21 protein-coding genes and 2 pseudogenes are annotated in these 26,391 nt (G+C 70.1%); 12 read left to right on the top strand and 11 right to left on the bottom strand.

Annotated features, from left to right (window positions below):
• Positions 1-47: 47 nt before the first annotated feature.
• Positions 48-2,249 (bottom strand): annotated as a pseudogene (locus ACZ48X_RS06265) (DUF7282 domain-containing protein); the annotation flags it as partial.
• Positions 2,250-2,502: 253 nt separating this feature from the next.
• On the opposite strand from ACZ48X_RS06265, the gene ACZ48X_RS06260 reads away from it, so the two are divergent.
• Complete coding sequence (locus tag ACZ48X_RS06260) at positions 2,503-3,129, top strand: cupin domain-containing protein (RefSeq protein WP_336349967.1); 627 nt, start codon at positions 2,503-2,505, stop codon at positions 3,127-3,129.
• A gap of 63 nt (positions 3,130-3,192) precedes the next feature.
• Here the strand turns inward: ACZ48X_RS06260 and ACZ48X_RS06255 are convergent, their stop codons facing one another.
• Positions 3,193-3,498: a DUF8036 family membrane protein gene (locus ACZ48X_RS06255; protein ID WP_336349968.1), complete on the bottom strand. Its 306-nt coding sequence runs from the start codon at positions 3,496-3,498 to the stop codon at positions 3,193-3,195.
• Between the two features lie 127 nt (positions 3,499-3,625).
• A complete protein-coding gene (locus ACZ48X_RS06250) occupies positions 3,626-3,904 on the bottom strand; it encodes an ArsR/SmtB family transcription factor (protein ID WP_336349969.1) in 279 nt (92 codons plus the stop codon).
• A 200-nt stretch (positions 3,905-4,104) separates the two neighbouring features.
• Between ACZ48X_RS06250 and ACZ48X_RS06245 the strand changes: the two genes are divergently transcribed.
• On the top strand, positions 4,105-5,265 hold the full coding sequence (locus ACZ48X_RS06245) for a trans-sulfuration enzyme family protein (RefSeq protein WP_336349970.1): 1,161 nt from the start codon (positions 4,105-4,107) through the stop codon (positions 5,263-5,265).
• Between the two features lie 2 nt (positions 5,266-5,267).
• Positions 5,268-6,548: a M20 family metallopeptidase gene (locus tag ACZ48X_RS06240; RefSeq protein WP_336349971.1), complete on the top strand. Its 1,281-nt coding sequence runs from the start codon at positions 5,268-5,270 to the stop codon at positions 6,546-6,548.
• A 54-nt stretch (positions 6,549-6,602) separates the two neighbouring features.
• Here the strand turns inward: ACZ48X_RS06240 and ACZ48X_RS06235 are convergent, their stop codons facing one another.
• From ACZ48X_RS06235 to ACZ48X_RS06225, 3 genes are all read right to left on the bottom strand, one after another.
• A complete protein-coding gene (locus tag ACZ48X_RS06235) occupies positions 6,603-7,976 on the bottom strand; it encodes a RimK family alpha-L-glutamate ligase (protein ID WP_336349972.1) in 1,374 nt (457 codons plus the stop codon).
• A 308-nt stretch (positions 7,977-8,284) separates the two neighbouring features.
• On the bottom strand, positions 8,285-8,569 hold the full coding sequence (locus ACZ48X_RS06230; RefSeq protein WP_336349973.1) for a DUF357 domain-containing protein: 285 nt from the start codon (positions 8,567-8,569) through the stop codon (positions 8,285-8,287).
• A gap of 78 nt (positions 8,570-8,647) precedes the next feature.
• Positions 8,648-9,490 carry a serine protease gene (locus ACZ48X_RS06225; RefSeq protein ID WP_336349974.1) on the bottom strand — a complete coding sequence of 281 codons (843 nt, stop codon included), beginning with the start codon at positions 9,488-9,490 and terminating at the stop codon, positions 8,648-8,650.
• 170 nt (positions 9,491-9,660) lie between these two features.
• On the opposite strand from ACZ48X_RS06225, the gene ACZ48X_RS06220 reads away from it, so the two are divergent.
• The 4 genes from ACZ48X_RS06220 to ACZ48X_RS06205 all read left to right on the top strand — a co-directional run bounded on the left by ACZ48X_RS06220 (position 9,661) and on the right by ACZ48X_RS06205 (position 13,863).
• Positions 9,661-11,112, top strand: a complete 1,452-nt coding sequence (locus ACZ48X_RS06220; RefSeq protein ID WP_336349975.1) for a TIGR00341 family protein — start codon at positions 9,661-9,663, stop codon at positions 11,110-11,112.
• A complete protein-coding gene (locus ACZ48X_RS06215; protein WP_336349976.1) occupies positions 11,058-12,050 on the top strand; it encodes a hypothetical protein in 993 nt (330 codons plus the stop codon). The genes ACZ48X_RS06220 and ACZ48X_RS06215 overlap by 55 nt, the downstream gene beginning before the upstream one ends.
• Positions 12,051-12,158: 108 nt before the next feature.
• Entirely contained in the window at positions 12,159-13,511 is a 1,353-nt protein-coding gene (gene grxC / locus ACZ48X_RS06210) for a glutaredoxin 3 (RefSeq protein WP_336349977.1), read from the top strand.
• Positions 13,512-13,572: 61 nt separating this feature from the next.
• A complete protein-coding gene (locus ACZ48X_RS06205; protein ID WP_336349978.1) occupies positions 13,573-13,863 on the top strand; it encodes a DUF7545 family protein in 291 nt (96 codons plus the stop codon).
• Positions 13,864-13,923: 60 nt separating this feature from the next.
• Here the strand turns inward: ACZ48X_RS06205 and ACZ48X_RS06200 are convergent, their stop codons facing one another.
• Together ACZ48X_RS06200 and ACZ48X_RS06195 are read right to left on the bottom strand one after the other, a co-directional pair.
• A complete protein-coding gene (locus ACZ48X_RS06200; protein WP_336349979.1) occupies positions 13,924-14,616 on the bottom strand; it encodes a 2,5-diamino-6-(ribosylamino)-4(3H)-pyrimidinone 5'-phosphate reductase in 693 nt (230 codons plus the stop codon).
• 71 nt (positions 14,617-14,687) lie between these two features.
• On the bottom strand, positions 14,688-15,125 hold the full coding sequence (locus ACZ48X_RS06195; protein ID WP_336349980.1) for a DUF3592 domain-containing protein: 438 nt from the start codon (positions 15,123-15,125) through the stop codon (positions 14,688-14,690).
• A 145-nt stretch (positions 15,126-15,270) separates the two neighbouring features.
• Here ACZ48X_RS06195 and ACZ48X_RS06190 point away from each other — a divergent pair, with 145 nt between their 5' ends.
• The 3 genes from ACZ48X_RS06190 (at position 15,271) to ACZ48X_RS06180 (ending at position 19,073) form a co-directional block, all read left to right on the top strand.
• On the top strand, positions 15,271-16,548 hold the full coding sequence (locus ACZ48X_RS06190) for a Single-stranded DNA binding protein (protein ID WP_336349981.1): 1,278 nt from the start codon (positions 15,271-15,273) through the stop codon (positions 16,546-16,548).
• Complete coding sequence (locus tag ACZ48X_RS06185) at positions 16,545-18,254, top strand: RPA family protein (protein ID WP_336349982.1); 1,710 nt, start codon at positions 16,545-16,547, stop codon at positions 18,252-18,254. The genes ACZ48X_RS06190 and ACZ48X_RS06185 overlap by 4 nt, the downstream gene beginning before the upstream one ends.
• A gap of 66 nt (positions 18,255-18,320) precedes the next feature.
• Complete coding sequence (locus tag ACZ48X_RS06180) at positions 18,321-19,073, top strand: metallophosphoesterase (protein WP_379762513.1); 753 nt, start codon at positions 18,321-18,323, stop codon at positions 19,071-19,073.
• Between the two features lie 29 nt (positions 19,074-19,102).
• Here the strand turns inward: ACZ48X_RS06180 and ACZ48X_RS06175 are convergent, their stop codons facing one another.
• Entirely contained in the window at positions 19,103-21,088 is a 1,986-nt protein-coding gene (locus ACZ48X_RS06175; RefSeq protein WP_464379835.1) for a hypothetical protein, read from the bottom strand.
• Between the two features lie 339 nt (positions 21,089-21,427).
• Between ACZ48X_RS06175 and ACZ48X_RS06170 the strand changes: the two genes are divergently transcribed.
• The gene (locus tag ACZ48X_RS06170) at positions 21,428-24,373 is read left to right on the top strand and encodes a DEAD/DEAH box helicase (protein ID WP_336349985.1); all 2,946 of its coding nucleotides are present in this window, start codon (positions 21,428-21,430) and stop codon (positions 24,371-24,373) included.
• A gap of 55 nt (positions 24,374-24,428) precedes the next feature.
• Here the strand turns inward: ACZ48X_RS06170 and ACZ48X_RS06165 are convergent, their stop codons facing one another.
• Positions 24,429-25,259 carry a TrmB family transcriptional regulator gene (locus tag ACZ48X_RS06165; protein ID WP_336349986.1) on the bottom strand — a complete coding sequence of 277 codons (831 nt, stop codon included), beginning with the start codon at positions 25,257-25,259 and terminating at the stop codon, positions 24,429-24,431.
• Between the two features lie 332 nt (positions 25,260-25,591).
• On the opposite strand from ACZ48X_RS06165, the pseudogene ACZ48X_RS06160 reads away from it, so the two are divergent.
• Positions 25,592-25,757, top strand: a pseudogene (locus tag ACZ48X_RS06160) (helix-turn-helix domain-containing protein); the annotation flags it as partial.
• A 227-nt stretch (positions 25,758-25,984) separates the two neighbouring features.
• Here ACZ48X_RS06160 and ACZ48X_RS06155 read toward each other — a convergent pair.
• On the bottom strand, positions 25,985-26,335 hold the full coding sequence (locus ACZ48X_RS06155; protein WP_336349988.1) for a DUF7344 domain-containing protein: 351 nt from the start codon (positions 26,333-26,335) through the stop codon (positions 25,985-25,987).
• Positions 26,336-26,391: the final 56 nt, after the last annotated feature.

Genomic DNA, 26,391 nt, shown 5'->3' with positions numbered 1-26,391 from the left:
TCGTCCATCGACGTCGTCGTCGTCTCGCCGGTGAACGTCACGTCCCCGGCGGCGACGACCGCACCGCCATCAGCGACGTAGGGCGCGTCGTCCGCACCCTCGCTGTCGACGAAGTCGTAGGACTCGTCACCGTCGGTGTCCTGGTGGGGCATCGCGATGAGCGTCGTGTCCTCCTCGACCGGCGAGTCGAGCGTGATCTCGACGTCCTCGTGCGTGCCCGCTTCGAGGTACGCGCTCGTGCCGCGGACGCTCTCGAAGACCGCGCCGTCCTGCAGGCTGGCGTCGTGGATGGTCACGAACCCGCCCTTGTTCATCGTCACGGAGTCGACGACCACCGTCTGGCCGTCGGTCTCCTGCGCGCTGAAGGAGACGGTCGCCGTCGGCGTCACCGTCACTTGCGCGGTCGTCACGACCGCACCACCGGCTGCGACGTAGGGACCGTCAGCGCCGCCCTCGCTCGTGAGGAAGTCGTACGTCTCGTCGCCGTCGGTCTCCTTGTGCGCCATCGGGACGACCGTCGCGTTCTCGCTCAGGGGCGAGTCGAGCATCACGGTCACGTTCTCGTGCGTGCCCGGGCCGAGGTACTCGCTCGTGCCGCGGACGCTCTCGAACACCGCACCGTCCAGCAGCGTGCCGTCGTGAATCGTCACGTAGCCGCCGTCGTGGAGCGTCACCGAGTCGATGGTGACCATCGACCCGTCGTTCGTCTGGTTCGTCGCGGTCACGACCGCCTGCACGCTGACGCGAGCCGTGTCGACGACAGCGCCGCCGTTCGCGACGTAGGGACCGTCGTCGCTCCCGTCGCTCGTGAGGAAGTCGTACGTCTGGTCACCGTCGGTGTCCTCGTGCGCCATCGGGACGAGCGTCGCCGTGTCCCGGATGGGTTCCTCGAGCGTCACCGTCACTTCTTCGTGGTGACCGGCTTCGAGGTACGCGCTCGTGCCGACGACGCTCCCGAACGTCTCGCCCGCGAACAGCGAGCTGTCGTGGATCGTCACGAACCCGCCCTCGCTGAGGTCGACGTCGGTGACCGTCACGGTCGTGCCGTCACTCGTCTGGTCGGCCATCGACACGCTCGCGCTCACCGACACCGTGCCGACGTCCACGACAGCACTCCCACCATCCGTGTAGGGGCCGTCCTGGCTGCCTTCGGTCGACGGGAAGTCGTACGTGTCGTCGCGGTCCGTGTCCTTGTGCGGCATCGCGATGAGCGTCGACTCGTTCTCGATGCCGTCGTCGAGGACGACCTCGACCTGCTCGTGGTAGCCGGGCGCGAGCTTCGCGCTCGTGCCGCGGACGCTGTCGAAGACGTCGCCGTCGAGCAGGGTCGCGTCGTGGATCGTCACGAACCCGCCCTGGGGCACGAAGACGTCCTCGACGACGACGCGCTCGCCGCCGCTCGTCTGGTTCGCGAGCGTCGCCTCGGCCGTGTTCGTCTGCACGACGCTCATCGTGTCGACGACCGCGCTCCCGTCGGCGGTCGCGTACGGGCCGTCGTCGCTGCCGTCGCTCGTCGCGAAGTCGTACTCCTGGTCGCCGTCGGTGTCCATGTGCGCCATCGGAACGAGCGTGGTGTTCCGCGTCACGGCGCTCTGGAGCGTGATGCGGACGTTCTCGTGCACGCCCGCTTCGAGGTAGTCGCTCGTGCCGCGGATGCTCTCGAACACCGCGCCATCGGTGACGGAGGCGTCGTGAATCGTCACGAAGCCACCCTGGGAGAGCTCGACGCGGTCGACGACGATGACGCCGCCGTTCGTCGGGATGTCCGTCGCGGACACGGTCGCGGAGACCGTGACGTTCGCCGACGCCATCACGATGTCGCCGTCCATCGTGTACGGGCCGTCGACCTGGCCGTTCGAGGAGACGAACGTGTACGCGCGGTCGTCGTTCGTGTCCTGGTGGGCCATCGCGAACAGCGTCGAGTCGTTCGTCAGGGGTTCGTCGAGCGTCACGGTGACGTTCTCGTGCGTGCCCGCTTCGAGGTACTCGCTGGTCCCACGGACGCTCCCGAGGACGTCGCCGTCCCCGAGCGTGGAGTCGTGGATTGTCACGAACCCACCCTCGGAGAGGGTGACCTGGTCCACGGTGACTGTCGTCCCGCCACTGGTGCCACCGGAGAACTGCACCATCGCTTGCGTTTGGTCTGCTGATTCGACGGCCGCTTGGTTCCCTTCTATCGATTCATTCGTCGCGTCCACTGCCTGCGTGGTGCCAGCCGTCGCCGTCGCGACCCCGGAGATCGCGAACATGCAGACGACCAGCAACACGGTGATGCGTGACCGCATACACGGTCCCACCACGACCTACTTAAAGAGGATATTCCGAACTACGGCCCGCCTCTCACCCAATTCTAACCATAGAGTCACCACCGTGTCCGGGTTCGACGGTCGGTTCGCGGACCACCTGGTCGACGCAGCGAGATGACCGGACGTATTTAAACAGAGCGTTCGCGGCACCGTCGGCGTGCGAGGATTTAGCACACCTGCGGGCGTATCGAGCGGTATGCACGAACTCCCCGTCCCGTCGACCGTCGACCCCGCGGACCCGTCGTACGTCGAGAACCCAGTGACGACCGAGCGCTTCCACTTCCACTCGCCGCCCGACGACCCAGAGTCCGACCCGCTCGCGTTCGACTGCTGGACCGCTCCCGGCATGCGGGCGTTACCGAGCCACGTCCATCCGCGCCAGGACGAATCCTTCACGGTCGCGGACGGAACGCTCGAACTCGTCGTCGACGGCGACGCGACGCGCCACGACGCCGGCGAGACGGTCACCGTCCCACGCGGCACGCCGCACACGTGGCGCACCGGCGGCGACGACGCACTCCACGTCACCATCCGCATCGAGCCAGCACTCCAGACCGAGGGGTTCCTCCGCGACCTCGCCGCGCTCGGGCGCCGCGGCGCGCTCGACGACGCCGGGACGCCCTCATCCCTCCAGGTCGCCGCGCTCTACGACGCCTACGGCTACGACCTCCTGCACCTCGCGTCGCCGCCGCTCGCCGTCCAGAAACTCGCCTTCGGCGCGCTCGCGCCGCTCGCACGTCGACTCGGCTATCGCGCCAACCCCGTCGCCAGGGCTCGCGACGACGACGAAGGTCTCGCGGGGCTGGAGAACGAGTCCGTGTAGCGGGAGAACGAGTCCGTGTGGCGGGAGACCGGGTTCGCGTGTCGAGGGTGGGTTCGCGCGACGTCAGTCCCAGGCGGTCCACGTCAGGAACGCGAGCGCGACGGCTTCGACGACGTGGATCGCCATCTGCCACTGCCAGACGATGTCCGGCACCGCGCTCCCCCACCACGCGGAGAGCTGCGGGTCGAGCACGTAGTAGTAGACGACGCCGACGTTCTCCGCGAGCAACAGCAGCGCGAACACGAGGAGGCCGAGCGTGTGCTTCGACCGGAACTTCGCGTAGTTCCGGCCCCACACGTACGTCAGGGCCAGCAGTAGCACCACGTTCACGCCCGCCGCAACTTGTGCGACGGTCACCCAGATACTCATCTACACCACCTTACCGTGCTGTCGTGGATATACTCTTTCCCAATTTCGGCCACAGTCTCTTCCCCCTTCGGCGGTTTCGGGCCGCGAACCGGCCAGTCGATGGCCTCGCGGTGCGTCGTCCTCGTTCTCATGCTTCGACCTCCGCGGATACCTCCTCGACGACGTGCCAGTGGTCCCGCGCCTGCTGGGTCGGGAGGTAGACGGCGCCGTAGTCGTCGCCGGATTTCTTGACGACGTCGTTGTCCACGAGCACGTCGAGATGGTGTCTGACGGTCTTGTAGTCCAGGTCCAGTGCCTCCGCGAGCTGGTTCGCGTTCCGTGGGCGTTCGTCGATGGCGTCCAGCAGGCGGATGCGGTTCTCACCGCCGCGCGTGCCGGTCAAGACGTACCACAGAACGCCCTCCATTCGTTCGTCTCGACTCGCTCCCCCCACATGACTCTAACGACGGCGGGCGATTCCGGCCGGATTCGTCAACGACCAACGGTGCGACCGGTCCGGGCGTGGCAAGCCGGGGTTACCGGGACCGAAATCGCGTCGGGGCGACGGTGCGAGCGCGTTTCCGGTGCCGGCGGTATTTATTTGGAGGCGTCGCGAGAGGTGCGTGCATGGACGACCATCGATTCGAGACGCGCGAGGTACACTCCCACGAGCGCCGGGACCCGTTCGGGGCGCTCATGCCGCCGATCTACGCGAACTCGACGTACGAGTACGCGTCGCCGACGGAGACGAAGGCCGGGTTCCGGTACTCGCGGGACGCGGTGCCGACGCGCACGGCGCTGGAGGAGTCGTTCGCGAACTTCGAGGGCGGCGAGCACGCGAGCGCGTTCGCGTCCGGGATGGCGGCGATCGACGCGGTGTTCACGGCGACGCTGTCGGCTGGCGACCACGTCGTCGCCGCGGAGAACCTGTACGCGGAGACCCACGACCTCCTGACGGACGTGTACGCGGACTACGGCGTCGAGATGACGCACGTTCCCGTCACGGACACCGAGGCCATCCGGGACGCGATGCGCGAGGAGACGGCGCTCGTGTACTTCGAGTCGCCGACGAACCCCGTCCTGAACGTCGGTGACATCGCGGCGGCGGCCGACGTCGCGCACGACGGCGACGCCGCGCTCGCGATCGACAACACGTTCGCGTCCCCGTACCTCCAGCGGCCGCTCGAACTCGGCGCGGACGTCGTCGTGGAGTCACTCACGAAGTACCAGTGCGGGCACTCCGACGCTATCGCGGGCGCGGTCGCGACGAACGATACCGAGATCGCCGAGGACGTCGAGTACGTCCAGTACCGCCGCGGCGGTATCCCGAGCCCGTTCGATTGCTTCCTCGTCGTCCGCGGGATGAAGACGCTGAGTTCGCGGATGGACCGGCACTGCGAGAACGCTCGCAGGGTCGTGGACGCCCTCGTCGCGAACGAGCACGTCACCGAGGTCTACTATCCGGGCCTGGAGTCCCACGAGAATCACGACGTGGCGGCGCGTCAGATGGACGACTACGGCGCGATGATCGCGTTCGAACTCGAAGGCGACGTCGACACCGTCACCGAGTTCGCCGCGGGCCTGGACGTCATCACGCTCGCGGAGTCCCTCGGCGGCGTGGAGAGCCTCGTGGAGGTCCCGGCGACGATGACCCACCAGGACCTGTCGAGCGAGGCGCTCGCTGCGGCGGGCATCCCCGAGACGCTCGTCCGCCTCAGTATCGGGACCGAGCATCACGCGGACCTCGTCGCGGATATCGAGGGTGCCATCGCGGCGGCGTTCGAGTGACCATGCCCGGCGATGGCGGCGCGATGGGGGACGCGGACCACGGCGCTCGCTACCCGGACGACCTCGTCGCGCTGGCGCGCGAACTCGTTCGCATCCCGAGCGAGAACCCGCCGGGCGAGGAGCGCGCGGTCGCCGAGTACGTCGTCGAGTGGGCGCGAGCGCACGACCTGGACGCCGAACTCCTCGACACGCCCGGTTATCGCGAGCGTCCGAACGCGGTCGTCGTCGTCGGCGATCACGAGCGGGGCGGCGACGGGGCGGACGCGGACGCGCCGACGGTCGTCCTGAACGGGCACACCGACGTCGTCCCGGCTGGCAACCCGGCGGCGTGGACGCACGAGCCTTACGAGGCCGCGGTCGTCACCGAGCGCGACGACGACGGCTCCGAGCAGGAGCTGCTGTACGGACGTGGGAGCGCGGACATGAAGACGGGGCTGGCGCTCGCGCTCGTCACCGCGAACGCGTTCGCGGAGCGGTTCGAGGGCGACGAGCCCAGTGGCGCGCTCGACGGCGGCGCGGTCGTCGTCCACGCGGCGGCGGGCGAGGAGACCGGGATTCCGGGCACGCGGACGTGCATCGAGGAAGGATACGGCGGCGACTACGCGGTCGTCCTCGAACCCACGGACCTCCGGGTGGCGACGAGCGCGAAGGGCGTCGTCACGTACCGCGTCACGGTCCGCGGCGAGTCGACGCACGCGAGTCATCCAGACGAGGGTCGGAACGCCATCGACGCCGCGCGCCTGCTGTTCGACCGGGTCGACGAGTACGACGCCGAGCTCCGCGAGCGCGAGGACGACCTCGTCGGCCGCGGGTACGCGTCCGTGACGAGCGTCGAGGCCGGCACGACCGGGAACATGGGCGTGATACCCGACACCTGCGAGTTCCTCCTCGACCGGCGAGTGCTCCCCGGCGAGTCCATCGAGAACGTCGACGCGGAGGTCGACGACGTGCTCGCCGCCGCGGCGCGCGAGGACGACGTCGACGCCGAGCGCGAGACCGTCCAGTACTACGAGTCCGCGAGCATCCCCGCGGACCACGCGCTCGCCGACCTCGTCCGCGCGGAGACCGGCGACCGCGCGCCGAGCGACCCGTGGGGGATGACCGCCGCGACGGACGCCCGCGAGTTCGTCGCCGCCGGCATCCCCGCGGTCGTCTGGGGGCCCGGGAGCCTCTCGCAGGCTCACACCGTCGACGAGCACGTCGACCTCGCGGAGGCGCGGGACGCTCGCGGCGTCCTCGAATCGGTCGTCGAACGCGCGCTCGGCGGCGACCTCGAGAACTGACCGGACGAGCGGGCGGACGGCACTGGCGCGGGACGCGAGGCCGCGACCGCCACCTCACTCCTCGTGCCCGACCTCCGCGCGGTCCTCGACGCGCCGGCTGACGTCGAGGTGGTAGTTCTTCAGGACGTCCCGACCGAGCAGCAGGCGATGGGTCATGTGCGAGCGGTCCTCGATGTTCGCCGCGACCGTGTGCTGTTCCCCGCCGATGCCGATCACGAGGTCGACGACCGGCCGTCGCTTCGCGTCCTTGCTGCTCCCTGAACGGACGCGTGAGACGTTGTGGATGGGGCCGGCGCCGACGTCGGCGGCGAGCCGGAGGTCGATGCTCGTCCGCGTCGCCCCGGAGTCGGACTTCGCGACGACGGTCTTCGACCCGGTCGTGCCGGTGACGACGACGGTCTCGGTGAACCCGATGGTCGTCGCGCCCGCGTCCCGGACCGACTCGGGGACCGGCTTGCACGCCGGGACGGAGTCGTCGAGCGTCGACGCGAGCGTGTGCACGCGCTCGTCGTCCACGCTCCCACCGGCGTGCTCGATGGCGTGGCGCGCGATGTGCGGGGCTGGACTGTGCCCGGTGGCCTCGTAGAGGCCTTTGAAGCCCGCGGTCGGGTTCACCTCGAGGACGTACCACGCGTCGTCGTCGCCCTCGATGAGGTCGACGCCGGCGCAGTCCAGGCCGAGCGTCGTGGTCGCTCGGCGCGCGAGGTCGAACGCGGCCGGTGGCGCCGACCCGGTCGCGTCCTCGACGACGCCGCCGCGCGCGACGTTCGTCCGCCAGTCGCTCTCGGGGGCGTACCGATACATCGCGCCGACGACGTCGCCGTCGACGACGTACACGCGGAGGTCCCGCGGCGTCTCGCCGTCGCGACCGACGAGCGCCTGGAGGAACGCGCGCCGCTTCCCGACGCTCGCCGTGAGCTGTTCGGTCTCTCCGACCTTCCACGCGCCACCGCCGTGGGTCCCGATCGCGGTCTTGTACACGGCTTCCGGGCCGAACTCGCCGCGAACGCGGTTCAGTTGGTCGCCGCTGAGCGCGAACACCGTCTTCGGTATCGGGAGGCCGGCGTCGGTCAGCCACGCCGCGGTGGCGGTCTTGTGCGCGGCACGCGCCGTCGCCTCGGGCGCGTTCAGCATCGGACGGATTGCGCCGAGCGTCAGCGCGAGCCCCTGCGCCTCGGCGGGCTGGTCGGTGTTCGAGAGCAGGAGTCGGTTCACGACGACGTCGACGTCGGGCGAAAGCGTGGCGTGCTCGTCCTCGAAGCGGACGACGGTGTTCTCCGACCGCAACCACTCGGGGTGGTGGCCGAGTGCTTCCACGGCGTTCAGGATGGCTTTCGTCTCCTTGCTGTTGTGGAGACTCAGGACGCCGACGCGGACGTCGTCGTCTCCATCGGCGGGGCCGGCGGCCCGCTGTGTGCTACGTTCCAACGTCGGTCACCATCGGTCGAGTACACCGTCGACTACCGCGAGTATAGTTAGCCAACTCGTTCTCGGCGCACGGGCGAGCACGAGTCAGTAGTCGCCGCCAACTCGCCTGGAAAGGACCGCATACGTCGCCCGAGGCACGCCCGTCGTTCGGAGCGCGTCTGTCGTTCGGAGCGCGTCTGTCGTTCGGAGCGCGTCTGTCGTTCGGAGCGCGTCTGTCGTTCGGAGCGCGTCTGTCGTTCGGAGCGCGTTCGTTGACGGGGCGACCGCGACGACCGCGACGAGCGGAGCGACGGGCGCGACCGACGCGGTCACTGCGTGAACAGGTGGCCTTCGCGCGGGACGTCGAACAGGCCGACGCGCGCGCCGGCGTCGAGCCACGCGTGGCCGTAGGAGAACGCGGCGAGCGCGTTCACGGGGTCGTCGTTCGCGCGGAAGTGCTCGCCGTCGTCGAGGTACGACGCCGCCATCTCGAGGCACTCCAGGGCGGCCTCGCCCATCGGCGTGTCCTCGGGCGCGCACACCTCGACCTCGTCGAGCGCTTCGGCGAGGAGGTCGTGGTAGCGGTCGGTCTTCTCCTGGAGGTCCGCGGGCATACGGCGAACGTCACTCGCGGGCGACGTAAGACCGTCGTCTCGACGCCTCGAGCAGCACGTGGTTGCGTCCGGGTCGACCTAGCCGCGCCACTCGGCGACGGACTCCTCGACGGTCGCGCTCGGGACGGCGGAGGCGAGACGGTCCTCTTCGGGGAAGTCGGTGTAGACGTCGTCTGGCCGGTCGACAGTGTCGTCGTTCGGTGAGCGGGTCGCGCCGCTCACGCACCCGACGACGCGGCCGTCGAGCGTGACGAGCGGCGACCCACTGCTTCCCGAAGCGGTGGGGACGTCCGCGAGCACCCAGTCGAGGGACTCGCGGAACGTGCGGAACCGGCCGAGGCTGATGACCCAGTCACCGACCGCGCCCGGATGGCCGACGGAGACGACGGGGTCGCCTTCCGCAAGCGCGTCCACGTCCGTGGTCTCGAGTGCTGGCGGGGAGTCGACGTCGGTCCGGAGGAGGGCGAGGTCGGGGCGGAGGTCGCGCTCGTAGCCGACGCGCTCGGCCGTCCCGGTGCGGCCGTCGAACGTCTCGACGTCCATCGCCTGGAACTCGGCCGCGACGTGCGCGTTCGTGACGACGTAGCCGTCGTCGAACAGCCACCCCGTGCCGCCCGTGCGGTCCTGCGTGAGCTTCACGACGGACTGCTGGACGCGCTGGCCGACCTCGCCGGCGCGGTCCCGGGTCTCCGCGTCGAAGTCACCACCACCCGTGTTCGTCGACCCGGCGTCGTCGTTCGACGAACCGTCGCCACTGCCGAACGCGCCGTCGCCGTCCCCGAGCGCGTCGCTCGGGACCCTGACCTCGACGCAGCCAGCGAGCGAGCCGAGTGCCGGCACGCTCACCGCGGCGCTCGCTGCGCGAAGGAACTCGCGACGCGATCGACCGGATGGGTCGTCGATGGAGGGCGAGTCTGGCATCGGTGCCCGGAACTTGGTGCTCGCGGCAATGAACGCTGGGACTAACTGACACCTGACCACCATCTCTGTGCGAGTGGTGGAGACCTGACAGCCACGCGCCCGGAACTGGTCGACTCGCCGTCAGCAATTGAGGCTCCGGTCTTATCCCTCGGCGTGGCGAGAGTCCTCGTATGCGCGTCGTTCGGATCCTCGTCCCAGACGAGAACCGCTCGGACGTCCAGAAGGTACTCGAGGACGAGGGCGTCGACCACCTCCTCGTCGCACAGGACGAGGACACGGACCGGTCACTCGTCGAGTTCCCCATCCCTGCCGAAGGCGTCGACTACGCGCTCGAGCAACTCCGCGACGCCGGCGTCGACGACGAGTACGTCGTCGTCCTCGGCGCGGAGACCGTCGAGAGCACGCACTACGACGAGCTCGAGCAGCGGTTCGTCGAGAAGCAAGAGGAGGGCGACGCGATCGCGAGCGAGGAGATCCGATCGAAGGCCGTCGGGATGACGCCGAACGCCCGCACGTACCACGCGATGACGCTGCTCTCGGCGCTCGTCGCGACCGTCGGCCTCCTCCTGGACTCGCCGGCGATCGTCGTCGGGTCGATGGTCATCGCGCCCCAGGTCGGGAGCGCGATGACGGCGAGCGTCGGCGCGGTCGTCGGTGACCGCGACCTCCTCGTCTCCGGGATGAAATCCCAGGCGTACGGGCTCGGGTTCGCGATCGTGGCCGCGGCCGCGTTCGGCCTCTTCCTGAAGTCAGCGGCGTTCGTCCCACCGACACTCAACGTCGGGACCGTCAACCAGATCGCGTCGCGAATATCGCCGGGCTTCCTCTCGATCACGGTCGGGTTGTGCGCTGGTGCGGCGGGCGCGTTCGGGCTCGCGACGGCCGTCCCGGTGTCGCTCGTCGGCGTCATGATCGCGGCGGCGCTCATCCCGGCCGCGGCCGCGACCGGCATCGGCCTCGCCTGGGGGTACCCGATCGTCGCCGTCGGCGCGTTCGTGCTCCTCGTCGCGAACGCGCTCGCGGTGAACGTCGCCGCGCTCGGCACGTTCGCGTACCTCGGGTACCGTCCGGACGGCGGGCTCCGCGAGCTCCTCTCGGGGGACGTGGTCGTCACCGCGCTCATGGTCGGGATGCTCGTGTCGCTCGGCGTCCTCGGTGCACTCACCGCGCAGCACGTCGCGGTCGAGAACACGGTGAACGAAGAGGTCGGTGACGTCCTCGAGACGGAGCAGTACGAAGACCTCGGGCTCGTCTCGGTCCGCGTCGGGTTCTCGCCCGCTGCATCGATCACGGGCGAGCAGTCCGTGACGGTCGTCGTCAGTCGCCCTGCGGACGTCCCCTATCCCGACCTCGGCGGTGACCTCCAGGACGCGGTTCAGGACCACACGTCGGTTCCCTTGTCGGTGACCGTCGAGTACGTCGAGCAGGTCGAGAGTGACCGCCCGGCCGTCGCGCCGCAACCTCGGGTGGACCGGGCCGAGCCCGTCGACAGCTCCGGTGTGATTCGGGCGCGCGAGCGTCGGCCCGGGACAAGGCTTACGCGGACGGCGAAGCACGGCTGTGGTGTATGCGTCCCCCGAATCCGCGGCTCACCCTCCTCCTCGCCGGTATCGCCGTCGTGAGTCTCGTGGCCGCGGTCCCGCTCTCGGGGCCCGGCGTGCTCGGGTACGGCTGCGGTGGTGCGCAAGGCGTGGACCTCGACCGGAACGCGCAGGGCCAGTGGCTCGTCCTCCAGGGCGGCGAACTCCGCGACGGCGACACCGTCGTCGTGGCCAGGTACGACGACGACTGGCGGCGCCTCGCGCGCCTCGAACTCGAACTGCCCGCGAACGCGACCGGCGACGACGTCGTCCGCGCGACCTCGCTGACGCCCGCGCTCCCCGAGGGCGACGGGTTCTGGGTGGTGACGAGCGACGACCGCGCGTACAAGTTCTCGCGCGACGGGAGGTTTACAGGAGACGTAAACCCGGCGCGGGTCGTGCGCGAAGAGAGCGACCCCAGCGTCGACACCATCCCGGACGACGCCATCGACTGGGAGGACGAGCAGTACGGCGACGCCGTCGACGCGGAGTACGGCGCCCCGGAGTCCGGCGTCGACCGGAACTACGTGCTCGCGCGGGACGGGACGGTGCTCGCGTACACGTCGAACTGGCAGTACACGGGCGTCACGCACGAGGGCGTCGACGGGAACGACTGCTACGGGGAGCGGCCCGCGTGGCCGTCGGCGTTCGAACTCCTAGCCGCGTCGAGTGCGCTCGGGTTCGTGGGGCTCGCGCTCGCGAGCTGGGTGGCGCGCGACGACCTCGCGAGCGCCGCGGCGCTCGCCCTCGGTGGCCCCGTGGTCGCCGGGACGTTCTCGATGTACCTCCTGCCCGACGTCGCGACCGCGGTCTACCACCTCTCGGACGTCGCCATCGGCGTCGGCCTGCTCGCGCCCGTCGCGTGGGCGGCGTGGCAGACCCACGAGGACCCGGTCGCCTCGTTCCCCGCCCTCGCCTTGAGCGGCGCCGCGCTCGTCGCCGCTGGCGTCCGGTACCTGCTCGCGAGCGGGCTCCCGTGATACCTGCCCGCGAGCGACCTGCTGTGATACGCGTTGTCCTGCCGGGATTGCGGAGAGCGTACAGGATAGCACAACCGGTAAAGTAGTTCGGCGAGTACTGAACAATACATGACAGACTCGCCCCGCGTGGAGGTCTACACGAAGGAGAACTGTGGGTACTGCGACAAGGCGAAGGCGTTACTCGACGAGAAGGGCGTCGAGTACGAGGAGATCAACGTCACCGGCGACGAGGACGCCTTCGAGGAGATGGTCGAGCGAGCGAACGGCCGCCGGACCGCGCCCGAGGTGTTCATCGACGACGAACTCGTCGGCGGCTGGGACGACACGAGCGCGCTCGACCAGGAAGGCAAGCTGGACGAGAAGCTCGGAATTGCGTGCGCCGACGGCGGCGAGGAGATCGTCGAGCACCGGACGATGGTCATCGCCGGCACCGGTATCGCGGGGCTGTCCGCCGCGATCTACGCGGCGCGGTCGAACAACGACCCGCTCGTCATCGAGGGCGACGAACCCGGCGGTCAGCTCACCCTCACCACGGACGTCGAGAACTACCCGGGGTTCCCCGAGGGCATCAGCGGCCCGGACCTCATCAACAACATGAAAGAGCAGGCGACGAAGTTCGGTGCCGACACGAAGAACGGCATCATCGAGGACGTCGTCGCGGGCGACCCCGCGAACGGGACGCCCCACCGGGTCGTCATGACGAACGGCGACTGCTACACGGCCGACGTCGTCATCGCGGCGAGCGGCGCCTCCGCGCGAACGCTCGGCGTCCCCGGCGAGGACGAACTGATGGGGTACGGGCTGTCGACCTGTGCGACCTGTGACGGCGCGTTCTTCCGCGGCGAGGACATGCTCGTCGTCGGCGGCGGCGACGCCGCGATGGAGGAGGCGAACTTCCTCACGAAGTTCGCGAACAAGGTCTACGTCGCGCATCGCCGCGAGGAGTTCCGCGCGGAGGACATCTGGATCGACCGCGTCATGGACAAGGTCGACGCGGGCGAGATAGAGATCCTGAAGAACACCGAACTCACGGAGATCCACGGGAGTCAGGCCGACGGCGTCGACCACGTCACGCTCGTCGAGCACCCCGACGGACACCCGAAGGAGAAGCTCGACGCGGGCGACGAGTCCGTGGAGGAGTACGAGATGGACGTCGGCGCGGTGTTCTACGCCATCGGGCACACGCCGAACACGGACTACCTCGAGGGGACGGGCGTGGAGACGGACGCGGAGGGCTACCTCCTCACCGAGGGCGGCAAGGGCGGTGGGCAGACCGCGACGGGCGTCCCCGGTATCTACGGCGCGGGCGACGTCGTCGACCACCACTACCAGCAGGCGGTGACGGCCGCGGGCATGGGCGTGAAGGCCGCGCTCGACAGCGACGAGTTCCTCGACGACCTCAAGCGAGCGCGCACGAAGGCGGGCGCGGAGGGCGACGCGTCCGCGCAGGCCGACGACTGAGCGGTCGCGAGCCAGCACCCAACCCACAGGGGTTTTCACGTTCCTCCCCGTCTCGGGTGGTATGGCAGACGACGACGTCGAGACGATCACGATCAGTATCGAAGCAGATGGCGACGCGGACGAGGTCGAGCTCCCGACGGGGCTCGTCGACGTGCTCGCCGAACAGGGCCAGAATCCGGCGGAGGTCGTCGGCGACATCACGCTCCTCTCGTTCGCGTCCCGCGCGCACCACCTCGTCCACCACGGCGAGGGCGACGACCCGGAGCTCGACGCCATCGAGCAGGAGACGATGGCGCTCTTCGAGGAGCGCTTCGGCGTGACGTTCGGCGAGGCGACCGGCCACCAGCACTGACGCGCTGACCGAACGCCGTTCTACGTCCTCTCGACGCTTCAGCGACCGCGAGCGACCGCGCTATCGGTCTTCGGGAGTGTCGACGACGTCGTATTCGAGGAGGACGCCGTCGTCGACGCGCGTGACGTCGCGGAGCGAAAGGTCGACGAAGTCGGGCGTGGTGAAGCCGTCGCCGTCGGCGAGCGTCGGGGCGTCCCGGCCGCCGACGACCATGGAGCCGACGTAGACGGAGAGTTCGTCGACGAGGCCGGCCTCGAACAGCGAGAAGACGAGTTCGCCGCCGCCCTCGACCATCACCGAGTCGACGCCGCGGGCTTCGAGCGCGGCGAGCGCGGCGGCGAGGTCGACGCGGCCGTCGTCGCCCGCGGGGACCGCGACGACCTCGGTGGTCTCGCTCGTGAGGCGCGCGCGCCGGTCGCCCGGGGCGTCCTCGGTGGCGAGGACGTACGTCCGCGCGCGGTCGTCGACGACCGCGGCGTCCGGTGGCGTCCTGGCGCGCGAATCCACGACGACGCGCGCCGGCTGACCGGGTTCGCCGCGGCTCTCCCGGTCCGCGACGCGGTCGTCGGCCTTGACCGTGAGGCTCGGGTCGTCCGCGAGCACGGTGCCGACGCCGACCGCGACCGCGTCGCTGTCCGCGCGGAGCGCGTCCACGCGGTCGAAGTCCGCCTCGCCGCTGATGGCGACCTGCCTGCGCTCGCGCGAAGAGAGCTTCCCGTCCACGCTCGTCGCCGCGTTCACCACCACGTCCATACCAGCCGGTTCGGAGGGCGCGCGTAGGAGGGTTTCGGTGACCGACGAGGCGGTGACCCGATGGCGCGCGGTCAGAGCGCGAGCCAGACGCCGACCGCGATGGCTGCGACGCCGATGACGACGATTCCGGGGATTGCGACGCGGTACGTCGCGCGGACGCCCGGGTCGGGGAGGGTCGCCTCGCCGGGGTGACCCGGGGGAACGTCGACGCGGACGGTCGCGCCCTCCCGGTACGCCGCCGGGACCTGCGGGACTCCTTCGGCGTCCGCGAGCGACGGCGGGTGGACGACCGCGTCGCTCTCGTACCGCCCGCCCTCGTACCGGTAGCTGTAGGTGACGGCGAGTCCGCGGTCCGCGCCCGGGTTGACGGCGTCGACGACCGCGGCGTCCGTGACGGTGGCGTCGACGTCCCCGGGTTGGCCGCGGAGGACGCGGTTCCACATCGAGCCGGCAGCGGCGACGAGGACGACGCCGACCGCGATAGACGACGCAGCGAGTGTTCCGACCATGCCCGCGACGTCGGCGGACGCGATGTTATGGATTTCGGCGCTCGCGGCGACCGGAGCGACTGGGGCGAACCGCGGCACTGGTACCGGGCGCGCTCGCCCGCCACCCCGCGAACGTTTTATAAGCTGATAGGGCGAAAACGCGTCCATGAGTCTCGACGACCGCGCCGAGGAGCTCGCCTCCGACCTCGGTGTCGACAAACAGGAGGTCAAAGAGGACCTCGAGAACCTGGTGTCGTACAGCGTGCCGATGGACGAAGCCGTGCAGAGCCTCCGCCGGAAGTACGGCGACGGCTCCAGCAGCGGCGGGAGTTCGTCGCCGACGGCGAAGGACGTCGCGGACGTGACCACGGAGAGCGGGAACGTCACGCTCACGGGGCGCGTCCTGATGGTCGGTCGGCGCTCCATCCGCTACCAGGGCGAGGACCAGACCATCTACGAGGGCGAACTCGCCGATGCCACCGGGAAGATCGACTTCACCGCGTGGAACGACTTCGGCCTCGAGACGGGCGACACGCTCCAGGTCGGGAACGCGGGCGTCCGCGAGTGGGACGGCCAGCCCGAGTTGAACCTCGGGGAGTCCACGAGCGTCAGCAAGCTCGAGGACCCGCTCGAGGTACCGTACGACGTCGGCGGCGACCGCACCGTCCGGGACCTGTCGCCGGGCGACCGCGGGCGGACGGTCGAGGTCACCATCGAGGAGGTCGAGCGCCGCACCATCGACGGCCGGGACGGCGAGACGGACATCCTCAGCGGCGTGCTCGCCGACGAGACCGGACGACTGCCGTTCACGGACTGGACGGCGAACCCCGTCATCGAGAACGGCGGGAACGTCCGCGTGGAGAACGCGTACGTCCGCGAGTACCGCGGCGTCCCCGAACTGAACGTCAGCGAGTTCTCGACGGTCACGGAACTCGACCGCGACATCGAGGTCGGTGACGCGGTCGCGGCCGACAGCATCTTCGACGCGGTCGTCGGCGGCGGCGTCTACGACGTCGAGCTGTCGGGGAACGTCATCGACGTCCGGGACGGCTCCGGGCTCATCCAGCGCTGCCCCGAGTGCAATCGCGTCGTCCAGAACGGCCAGTGCCGGAGTCACGGCGAGGTCGAGGGCGAGGACGACATGCGCGTGAAGGCGATCCTCGACGACGGGACGGCGACGACGACCGTGGTGCTCGACCGCGACCTCTCCGAGCGCGTCTACGGCGGCACGCTCGAGGAGGCAAAGGACCAGGCGCGGGAGGCGATGGACCAGAAGGTCGTCGCGGACAGCATCCGCGAGGAGATCGTCGGCCCCGAGTTCCGCGTCCGCGGGCACCTCTCGGTCGACGAGTACGGCGGGAATCTCGACGCGAGCACGTTCGAGCGCGTCGAGGACGACCCGGCTGACCGTGCGCGTGCCTTCCTCGCGGAGGTGAACGCATGACGGAACTTCCCGGGAATCGCGAGACCGCGTACCGCGTGTTCGCGGCGGAGTTCGACGACGCGACCGTCGACTACCAGGAGTCCGACGAGGAGCGCGCGCCGAACTACGTCGTCACGCCGACGGGCGCTCGCGCGAACCGATTGTTCGTCGTCGGCGTCCTCACGGAGATCGAGAGCGTGAACGACGACGTCCTCAGGGCGCGCATCGTCGACCCGACGGGCGCGTTCGTCGTCTACGCCGGGCAGTATCAGCCCGACGAGATGGCGGCGCTCGAACGCCTGGAACCGCCGGCGTTCGTCGCGGTGACGGGGAAGGCCCGGACGTTCCAGCCGGAGGACTCGGACCGCGTGTTCACGAGCATCCGCCCGGAGAGCATCACCACGGTCGACGCGGCGACGCGGGACCGCTGGGTGGTGCGGACCGCAGAGCACACCGTCGAGCGCGTCGGGACGCTCGCCGCGGCCGCGGGCCTGGACGCGTCCGGCGACGACCTCCAGCAGGCGCTCGAGGGCCGCGGCGTCGCGGCGCCGACGGCGTCCGGGGCGGCGCTCGCACTGGAGGGCTACGGGACGACGCCCGCGTACCTCGCGGGCGTCCGCGAGCTCGCGGTGGACGCGGCGGAGGTCGTCGCGGGCGACCGCGACGAGGTCGAGGCGTACGACCGAACGCCGGGCGAGGAGGGCGACGGCACGCACTCGTACGCGGACCTCGCCGGCGACCTCGGCGACGCCGCCGACGCGGCGAGCACGCGCCCGGACCAGCCGGCCGCCGCCGACGCCGCGACGCCGACCGACGACGACGCGACGCCGGGGTCGACGGACGCGACCGACGCGCCGAGCGCCGGCGAAGCGGTCGACGCGGACGCGACCGCGGACGCGGAGCCGGCGACCGAAGCGAACGCCGCCGCTGACGACGACGCGACCGACGACGCGGCCGACGACGCGGAGGCACTCGACGCTGCGAGCGCTGGCGAGGACGCGACCGAATCAGAGGGCGCGAAAGCGGCCGAGGACGTCGACGCGGACGACGCGGTCGAGTCGACGGCCGGCTCGGATGCGACCGGTGCGTCCGAGCCCGACGCGGCCGAGTCGGTGGACGCGGAGACGGACGACGCGGACGCGACGGACGCTGCTGGAGACGCCGCAGACGCGGACGCGGCAGCGACGGACGCGGACGAGGACGGCGTCGGCGACTTCGAGCCGGGGTCGCTCGGCGGTGACTCCGACTCGACGAGCGACCAGATGTACGAGTTCGACGAGGAGGAACGCCAGGAGATCGAGGAGGAGTACGGGACGGAGTTCTCGTCGGGGAACGACGTCCCCGACCCCGAGGAGAGCGACCTTGACGCGCCCGACCCCGAGCCGGACGCGGCAGCGGATGACGCCGAACCAGCGGCTGAGACCACGGATGAGGCGGCCGCTGCTGACGACGGCGCGACCGAGGACGGGACCGATGACGAGACGGACGCCGGTGCCGATGCGGACGAGACGGACGACGAGCCCGCGGAAGACGTCGACGTGGACGCGTTCCTCCTCGACGCGATGCGGGACATGGACGACGGCGACGGCGTCGACCGGGACGCCCTCACCGAGCACGTCGTCGACGAGACCGGTGCGAACGCCGAGACCGTCGACGACGCGATACAGGACGCGCTGATGGGCGGACAGTGCTACGAGCCCGAGGACGACGTCCTGAAACCCATCTGAGGGATGAACCGTGACGCGGGCGACGAACCGAAGCCGGCGGGCGGCGCCGCGCAAGCCGCCTCGCCGGTGACCGCGGTCGAGCCGGTCCCGGATGCGCCGGCCGCGGTCGTCGACGCGGACGGTCGACGACTGCTCGCCATCGCGGACTTCCACGCGGGTATCGAGTCCGCACTCCGCGTCGAGCGTGGCGTGAACCTCGACTCGAACGCCGACGAGCGACGCGAGCGCCTGCAGGCGCTCCTCGCGGACACCGGCGCGACGGAACTCGTCGTCGTCGGCGACTTCATGCACTCGATCGGCGGCCCCGGCGGCGCGGAACGCGGCGAGATAGAGGTGCTCGTCGAGTCGCTCTCGGTGCCGGTGACGGTCGTGAAGGGGAACCACGACGGCGACCTCGGCGAGTGGGCGGCGGTCGACGTCACCGACGCCGCCGGCGTCCGCATCGGCGACGTCGGGTTCGCGCACGGCCACACGTGGCCCGCGCCCGAGGTCCTCCGCGCCGACGTCGTGTGCGTCGGGCACGAGCACCCGCAGGTCCGCCTCACGGACGAGGTCGGCGGGAGTCGCGTCGAGCGCGTCTGGCTCCGCGGCGGCCTCGACCCCGTGGCGTTCGCTGGGCAGTACGACGCCGGCGAGCTCCCGGACGCGGACGCGGCGGGTGACCTCGTCGTCTTCCCCGCGTTCAACGACCGCGCGGGCGGCACGTGGACGAACGTCGACGGCCGCGGGTTCCTCGCACCGTTCCTCCCCGACGCGCTCCGCGACGGCCAGGCGTACCTCCTCGACGGCACGCGCCTCGGTCGCTACGACCGAATCTGAGAACAGCTCGCCGTCGCCCGCCTCGTCCCCTAGTCGTCGTCCTCGACGCCGTCGACGGGTTCGAGGGCCTCACCGCCGTCGCCGACGGTCGGCGTGGAGTCGGCGGCGCGTTCGCGTGCGAGGTCCGAGCGGACCGCCGCCAGGTCGGATTCGAGGGTCGCGACGCGATCGCGGAGTTCGCGCATCTCGGTGCGGAGCGCTTCGAGCTCGCGCGCCGGCACCTCGACCATCTCGCCGACCGCCTCGACGTCGGCGGCCGCGGGGTCCTCGCTCGCGTCGCCCTCGACGGGGAGGTCGCCCTCCGCGTCGTGGACGTCCGCGTCGCTCGCGTCCACGAGGTCGGTAGCGTCCACGTCGTCGCTCGCGTCCACGAGGTCGGTAGCGTCCACGTCGTCGCTCGCGTCCACGAGGTCGGTAGCGTCCACGTCGTCGGCGTCTGCGGTCGCGTCCTCGTCCGCGTCGGCGGCGAACTCGAACGCTGCCACCTCCGCCGGGTCGGAGTCGTCCGCGTCGACGCTCGCTCCGTCGGCAGCCCCCTCGCCGTCGTCCGCGGTCACCGCGTCGTCCTCGGCGTCGTCGAACTGGAGGACGTCCTGCTGGTCGTCGTCCGTCGACGCGTCCGCGTCGAACGCGCCGTCGGCGGCGAATTCGAGTTCCGTCGCGTCCGCGCCCGCGGTGTCGTCGAACGAGAACGCGTCGTCGTCGCCGTCGACGCTCGCGGGAACGAACCCGTCGGCGTCGTCGCTGGCGTCGAACGCGTCGTCGCCCGCGACGAGGTCGTCGATGCTCGGCTCCTCGCTCGTATCCACGCCCGGCAGGTCCAGGTCGCGGAGTTCGTCCTCCAGGGCGTCCGTGTCGGTCTCCTGCTCGAACTCCGCCTGGAGCTCCGAGAACCGTTCCCCGTCCGCGTTCAGGACGACCTCGACGTCCTCCTCGTCCGGCTCGATGGACACCTCCTCGGTGCCCTCGCGGGCCGCCGCCTCGGTGTCCTCGTCGGGTTCGGCGTCGATACCGGTCGCGTCCTCGGGGTCGCCGACGAGCGGTGACACGAGCGCGTCGGTCACCTGCTCGCGGTCCGTGAGCGCGTTCAACACCGCGTCAGCGCCGAGTGGCGTTTCGACGACCGCGTCCACGGTCGCGCGCTTCGCGTCGCCCGTGATGCGTCGCGCGACCACCTGGAAGGCGTTCGCGAGCTCCTGGAGGAGGAGCGCGCCACCGCCGCCGTGATGCGTGTCCGTGAGTGCCGCACGGAGGTAGACGTGGTTCTCGCCGATGCTCTCGGCACCACGACCACTGTCGCCGTCGGAACCGTCGTCGGCGTCCGTCTCGTGGTCGAGGAGTTCGTCGAGGTCCGCGTGCGTCGGTGCGGCGACGCGGCCCGTGCCGCGTCGCTCGACGGGATACGCCCACGCGTGGTCGCCCATCGTTCCCGACGGTTCTGTGGCGTCCGCGTCGCCGTCCGCTCCGTCGGGCGCCGGGAGCGCCGTCGCCGGTTCCGCGGGTTCCGCTCGCGCCCCGGTCAGCGCCTCCTCGACGTCCGCGCGAAGGTCCTCGAGCGCGCTCGGGCCGACGCTCCGCAGCGAATCGTCCACGGTCGGTAAGCGAACCTCGTCCCCGACCGGGTCGAGCGAGGGCGCGTCGGGGTTGCTCGCGACCTTCACGTCCGGGCCCTTCAGGAGTTCGTGGACGCGACTCGGGTCGTCTATCCAGATACCGTACAACGTCACGACCGGTCGTTCCGGGTCCAGTCGCGTGGTGAACGTCACGCGGCCGTCCTCGAACGCGGTCCACTGGTCGGCGCCGAAGTCCGCGTGAACGCCGACGCGGTCCGGGTCGACCGCCGCCGGCAGGTGGTCGACGACGCGAACGCCGACCGGGTCCGCTCGGTCGCTTCGAATCTCGAACTTCAGTGCCGGCAGCGCGAGCGTGTCGAGGTCCAGTCCCTTTCGGACGGTCACCCCGTCACTGGTGGCGTCGACCGTGTGGTCGCCGTACCAGCCGGCTGACGCGTGCATGAATACTCATTCGGGGATACACTGGTATAGGACTGCCGCTCAGTTGAATACAAGCGCTGGTTGAAACCAATGGTTATCTGGTAGGGTCGAAAGCATGAACTCACATGGCGACTTGCTGGCCACGTCGCGACCTGCTTGAAACCGCGTGCCGGCACGACGGTAACGTCCCCTTGAAGCCGCCCCGCCGGTCGCCATCGCGGTTCAAGCCCCGCCTGAACCGGTCGTCGTCGGCGCGGTTCGAACTCCGCCTGAACCGGCCGTCGCCGGAGCGGTTGGAGCCCCATCAGGACCGGTCCTCGCAGCGCGGCGCTTATGCTCGCGGCGTCGCTAGAGCCGTCGATGACAGCACGCGGCGAGTCGGCGTTCGGCGTGCTCGGGGAGACGGTCCGCGAGGCCCTGGCCGAGCGCGGGTTCACGGAGCCGACGGCGACGCAGCGCCGCGCCATCCCGCCCATCGCCGCCGGCGAGCACGCGCTCGTCGTCGCCCCGACGGGGACGGGAAAGACCGAGACCGCGATGCTCCCCGTCTTCGACGCGCTGGCCAGCGAGGCGCCACGCGCCTCGGACAGCCGAGCGGGGAGCAACGCGACCCGCGAGGCAAGCGACCAGGACGTCCACGGTATCCGCGCGCTCTACGTCACGCCGCTGCGGGCGCTGAACCGCGACATGCGCGACCGCCTGGAGTGGTGGGGCGAGTACCTCGACCTCGACGTCGACGTCCGTCACGGCGACACCACGGACTACCAGCGCCGCAAGCAGGCGACGGACCCGCCGGACGTGCTCGTGACGACGCCCGAGACCGTGCAGGCGATGCTGACGGGGTCGCGCCTGCGGGAGGCCCTGTCGGACCTCGAGCACGTCGTCGTCGACGAGGTCCACGAGCTCGCCGCCTCCAAGCGCGGCGCGCAGCTCGCGGTCGCGATGGAGCGCCTGCGCGCGCTCGCCGGCGACTTCCAGCGGATCGGCCTGTCGGCGACCGTCGGCGACCCCGAGACCGTCGGCGCGTTCCTGACGGGGAATCGGCCGTGTGCAGTCCGCGAGGTCGACGTCGGCTCCCAGCTCGACCTCCGCGTGTACGAGCCCGAGATAACGGACGAGGACGCGACGCTCGCCGGGAAGCTCGCGACGACCGAGCGCGTCGCCTCCCACGTCCGCGCGATACGAGACCTCGTCGCCGATAACGAGTCGACGCTGATATTCGTCAACACCCGCCAGACTGCGGAGGCGCTCGGGTCGCGGTTCACCGAACTCGACCTCCCCATCGGCGTCCACCACGGGAGCCTCTCGAAGGACGCCCGCATCGAGGTCGAGGACGCGTTCAAGGCCGGCGAGCTCGACGGCCTGCTGTGTACGTCGTCGATGGAGCTCGGCATCGACGTCGGCCGCGTCGACCACGTCGTCCAGTACCAGAGCCCGCGGCAGGTCACCCGACTCCTCCAGCGCGTCGGGCGCGCCGGGCACCGCAGCGACCAGGTCTCCCGGGGGACCATCGTGACGACCCGGGAGGACGACACGTTCGAGGCCGCCGCCATCGCGCGGCGCGCGAAAGCGGGGGAGGTCGAGCCCGCGGGCATCCACGAGGGGAGCCTGGACGTCGTCGCGAACCAGCTCCCGGGGCTCGCGATGGACGGCGACCACGCCGACGGCGGCGCCGACGCCGCGTACGGGCCGAGCACGGTCGGCGAGGAACAGGACGGCGTCTCGGCACGTGCCGCGTACGAGCTCGTCTCGACCGCGCAGCCGTTCGCGGACCTCTCGGAGGACGCGTTCCGCGCGGTCGTCGAGGAACTGCACTCGAACCGCGTCGTGTGGCTCGACGAGGCCGCGGATCGCATCGAGACCGCGGGCGGGACGCGCCAGTACGTCTACCAGAACCTCTCGATGATACCCGACGAGGAGACCTACGACGTGAACGACGTCGCCTCCGGCCGCCAGGTCGGGACGCTCGACGAGCGGTTCGTCGTGAACTTCGCGCAGCCCGGGGAGGTGTTCGTGCAGCGCGGCGAGATGTGGCGGATCGTCGAGGTGGACGACGACGACGGCGAGGTGAACGTCGCCCCCATCGAGGACCCCGCGGGCGAGGTGCCGTCGTGGACGGGCTCGGAGATTCCGGTGCCGCCGGGCGTCGCGGGCGAGGTCGGCGAGATGCGCGCGGTCGCGGGGCCACAGTTCGAACGCGGTGCGCCCCGTGACGCGGTCGCGACCGAGTTCGCGGGCCGGTATCCGGTCGACGAGGGGACGATGGCGAGCGCGCTCGACCAACTCGAACGCCACGTCGACGCGGGCGCACCGATGCCGACGAGCGATTGCTTGGTCGTCGAACAGCACGGCCGCACCGTCGTCGTGAACGCCGTGCTCGGACACAAGGCGAACGCGACGCTCGGGCGCGTCCTCTCCTCGATGCTCGGCCAGCGCACGGGGTCGTCGGTCGCACTCGAGACGGACCCCTACCGGATAGAACTCGAACTCCCGAGCGGCCTCGGGACGCCCGAGGTCGTCGAGGTCCTCAAGTCGACCGACCCCGAGCACGTCGAGGCCATCATCGAACTCTCCTTGAAGCGCTCGGACGCGCTGAAGTTCCGGCTCAGTCAGGTCGCGGCGAAGTTCGGCGCCTTGCGGACGTGGGAGGGGTCGACCGACGTCAGCCCGCAGTACCTCGTCGCCGCGCTCGAGGACACGCCCGTCTACGACGAGGCGGTGCGCGAGGTGTTCCACGAGGACCTCGCCGTCGAGCACGCCGGACGCGTCCTCGACGCCATCCAGACCGGCGACCTCGGCATCGAGACGGTCGGCGAACGCACCCCTATCGGGACCGCCGGCCACTCGTCGGGGAAGGAGTTGCTCGCGCCCGAGAACGCGGACGCGAGCGTCGTCCAGACCGTCAAGGACCGCCTCCAGGACGACCGCGTCGTCCTGCTGTGCGTGCACTGCGGCGAGTACAAGAAACAGACGAAGGTCCGACGCGTCCGCGACCAGCCCGAGTGCGCCGAGTGCGGGTCGACGCGGGTCGCCGCCCTCTCGCCGTGGGACGACGAGACCGTGCCCGCGGTGCGCGCGAGCGAGAAGGACGACGAGCAGGACGAGTTGACGAAGAAAGCCCACCGCAGGGCGAACCTCGTCCAGTCCCACGGCAAGCAGGCGGTCGTCGCACTCTCGGCGCGCGGCGTCGGCCCCCACAACGCTGCGCGCATCATCGGCCAGCTCCGCGAGAACGAGACCGACTTCTACCGCGACATCCTCGCCCAGGAGAAACAGTTCGCCAGGACGCGCTCGTTCTGGGACTGACGCGTCGGTCGCTCCCCGCAGACCCGACGGCGTCAGCCAGTCGTCCAGCTACCGGCTACGCTTCGCCCTCCACCGGGTCGCCCTCGGCCAGCAACCCGGTCGCCATGAGTCGTCGAACGAGCGCGACCAGGCCGTTGTCGAACCCGCGGCCGAACACGCCCTGTTCGTGCTCTCGGCCCTCGCCACCGCCCGCGGTGAACGAACTCACCAGTATCGCCTCGCGGTCCGCGAGCAACAGTCGACTGATCTGGGTGTCGTCGTCGGCCACCGACGACCGCCCCAACCATTCCAGTCCCGACACGAACACCTCGACCGCCGGAAGTCGCTCCTCGATGTCGCCGCGGAGGTCCTCGTCTATCGTACCGACGACGACGTCGACGCCGCGATCCCGGGCTGCGTCCAACAACTCGGCGAGCCGGTCGGTGAAGATACTCTCGTGGCCGATCACGAGGATCAGTTCGCTCGTCGCACCGTCGATTAGCTGTTCCGTCCGACTCGAGAGTCCCTGGTCGCCCGATATCGCCCACACCTCGTGGGTCGCGTCGGTCGTCTGCGCGTCGTCGGTCGGCTCGAGGTCGTTCAGCGCCTTCCGGAGCGACTCGGTGCGTTCCATGTACTCCGACTGGAGCGTGTTGATGGCCTCGTCGATGTCGACGGCGCGGAACACCTGCGGGTTCGAATGCTGGGTCTCGACCAGTCCCTTCGACTCCAGGACGCGTATCGCGTCGTAGACGCGCGTCCGTGGCACCTCCGAGGTCTCGCTTATCTCCTTGGCCGTCCCGCTCTGTCGGCGTGCGAGCGCCACGAACGATTTCGATTCGTACTCCTTGAGTCCGAGCTGTTGAAGCAGGTCGATCGCATGTTCGTGTTCTGTGATGTCATCCATTGGTCCCAACCTTGACGTCACCATGCTATTCGCGTCGGGGGGGCTTTAGTACGTTGCACCGGGAACCCGTCCTGTTACTCATATAGTCACACAAACAACCCTGGGTATCCCTGCTCCGGGCAGTATTGCCTGGTGTCTGAGAAACCGTTCACCCGATTAATCACAATACACCTTTGTGCTAGCGGAACGGAGCAAACAATGGCAGGTAGCGACAACTCTGGTCCCAACCTAATTGTCGCTACCTGCCTGGAACCACCGTACTCGGTGGTTTTCACCATACTAGTGACACGAAGAGGTCCGACGATTCATGCGACCGCGCGCGGTCCACGGCCATCACGCAACTCAAAGCGCTCGGGCTGAGTACCTACGCCGCCCGAACGTTCGTCGCACTCGTCAGTCTCGGCGAGGGCACCGCCCAGGACGTGAGCGACGTCGCCGAGGCCCCCCGGACGCGTGTACGACGCGGCCGACGAACTCCGCGAGCGCGGGCTCGTCGACGGCAACGGCGAGTACCCGCCGGAACCGCGCGACGAGACCGCCATCTGGGGCGCCGGGGGGTCGAACAGCCTCGTGGTCGTCCTGAAGGCGCTGTTCACCTGGCAGCTCGACGAAACCCGGGAGTGACGCGGGCGACCGAACCGCGACCACCCCTCACTGTTTCAATGCCCCGTAGCCGACGCTCCGCGAGTGCAATTTCGATACGACGACGGGGCCGACTGGCGGTGTCAGGACTGGTCTCTCGATGCAGCGTCCAGGCCGTCGTCGATCGTGTCCAGCAGGGAGCGCACCGCCTCGAACGCGTGGCCGCGACGGACGACCCCCTGCGACGTGTCGTACTGGATGACGTCCGCTTGCGCCAACGCCGGCAGGTGGCGGTGGTGGAGCTGAACGCGCGGCTCCGGCCGGGGACCGTCGCTCGGGACCGCGGCGGCAGCGTCGTCGAGCGCGGTGGCGAGCCGTTCGACCGTCGTCTCCGTGCGCTCCCCCGCGAGCCGGTCGACGATGACCCGTCGCTCGTGGTCCGCAAGCACCCGGAGCGCTCGCTCGGTCGAAATCGACTCGCCGTCGCCGTTCATCGCCGATCCCTCACCTCCATTTCCCAAGCTTGCGTGAACATGTACACCACTACTCG

Source organism: Halorubellus litoreus (assembly GCF_055378595.1).
The sequence above is the reverse complement of the archived record's forward strand: the minus strand, read 5'-3'. Positions and strand labels throughout refer to the sequence as shown.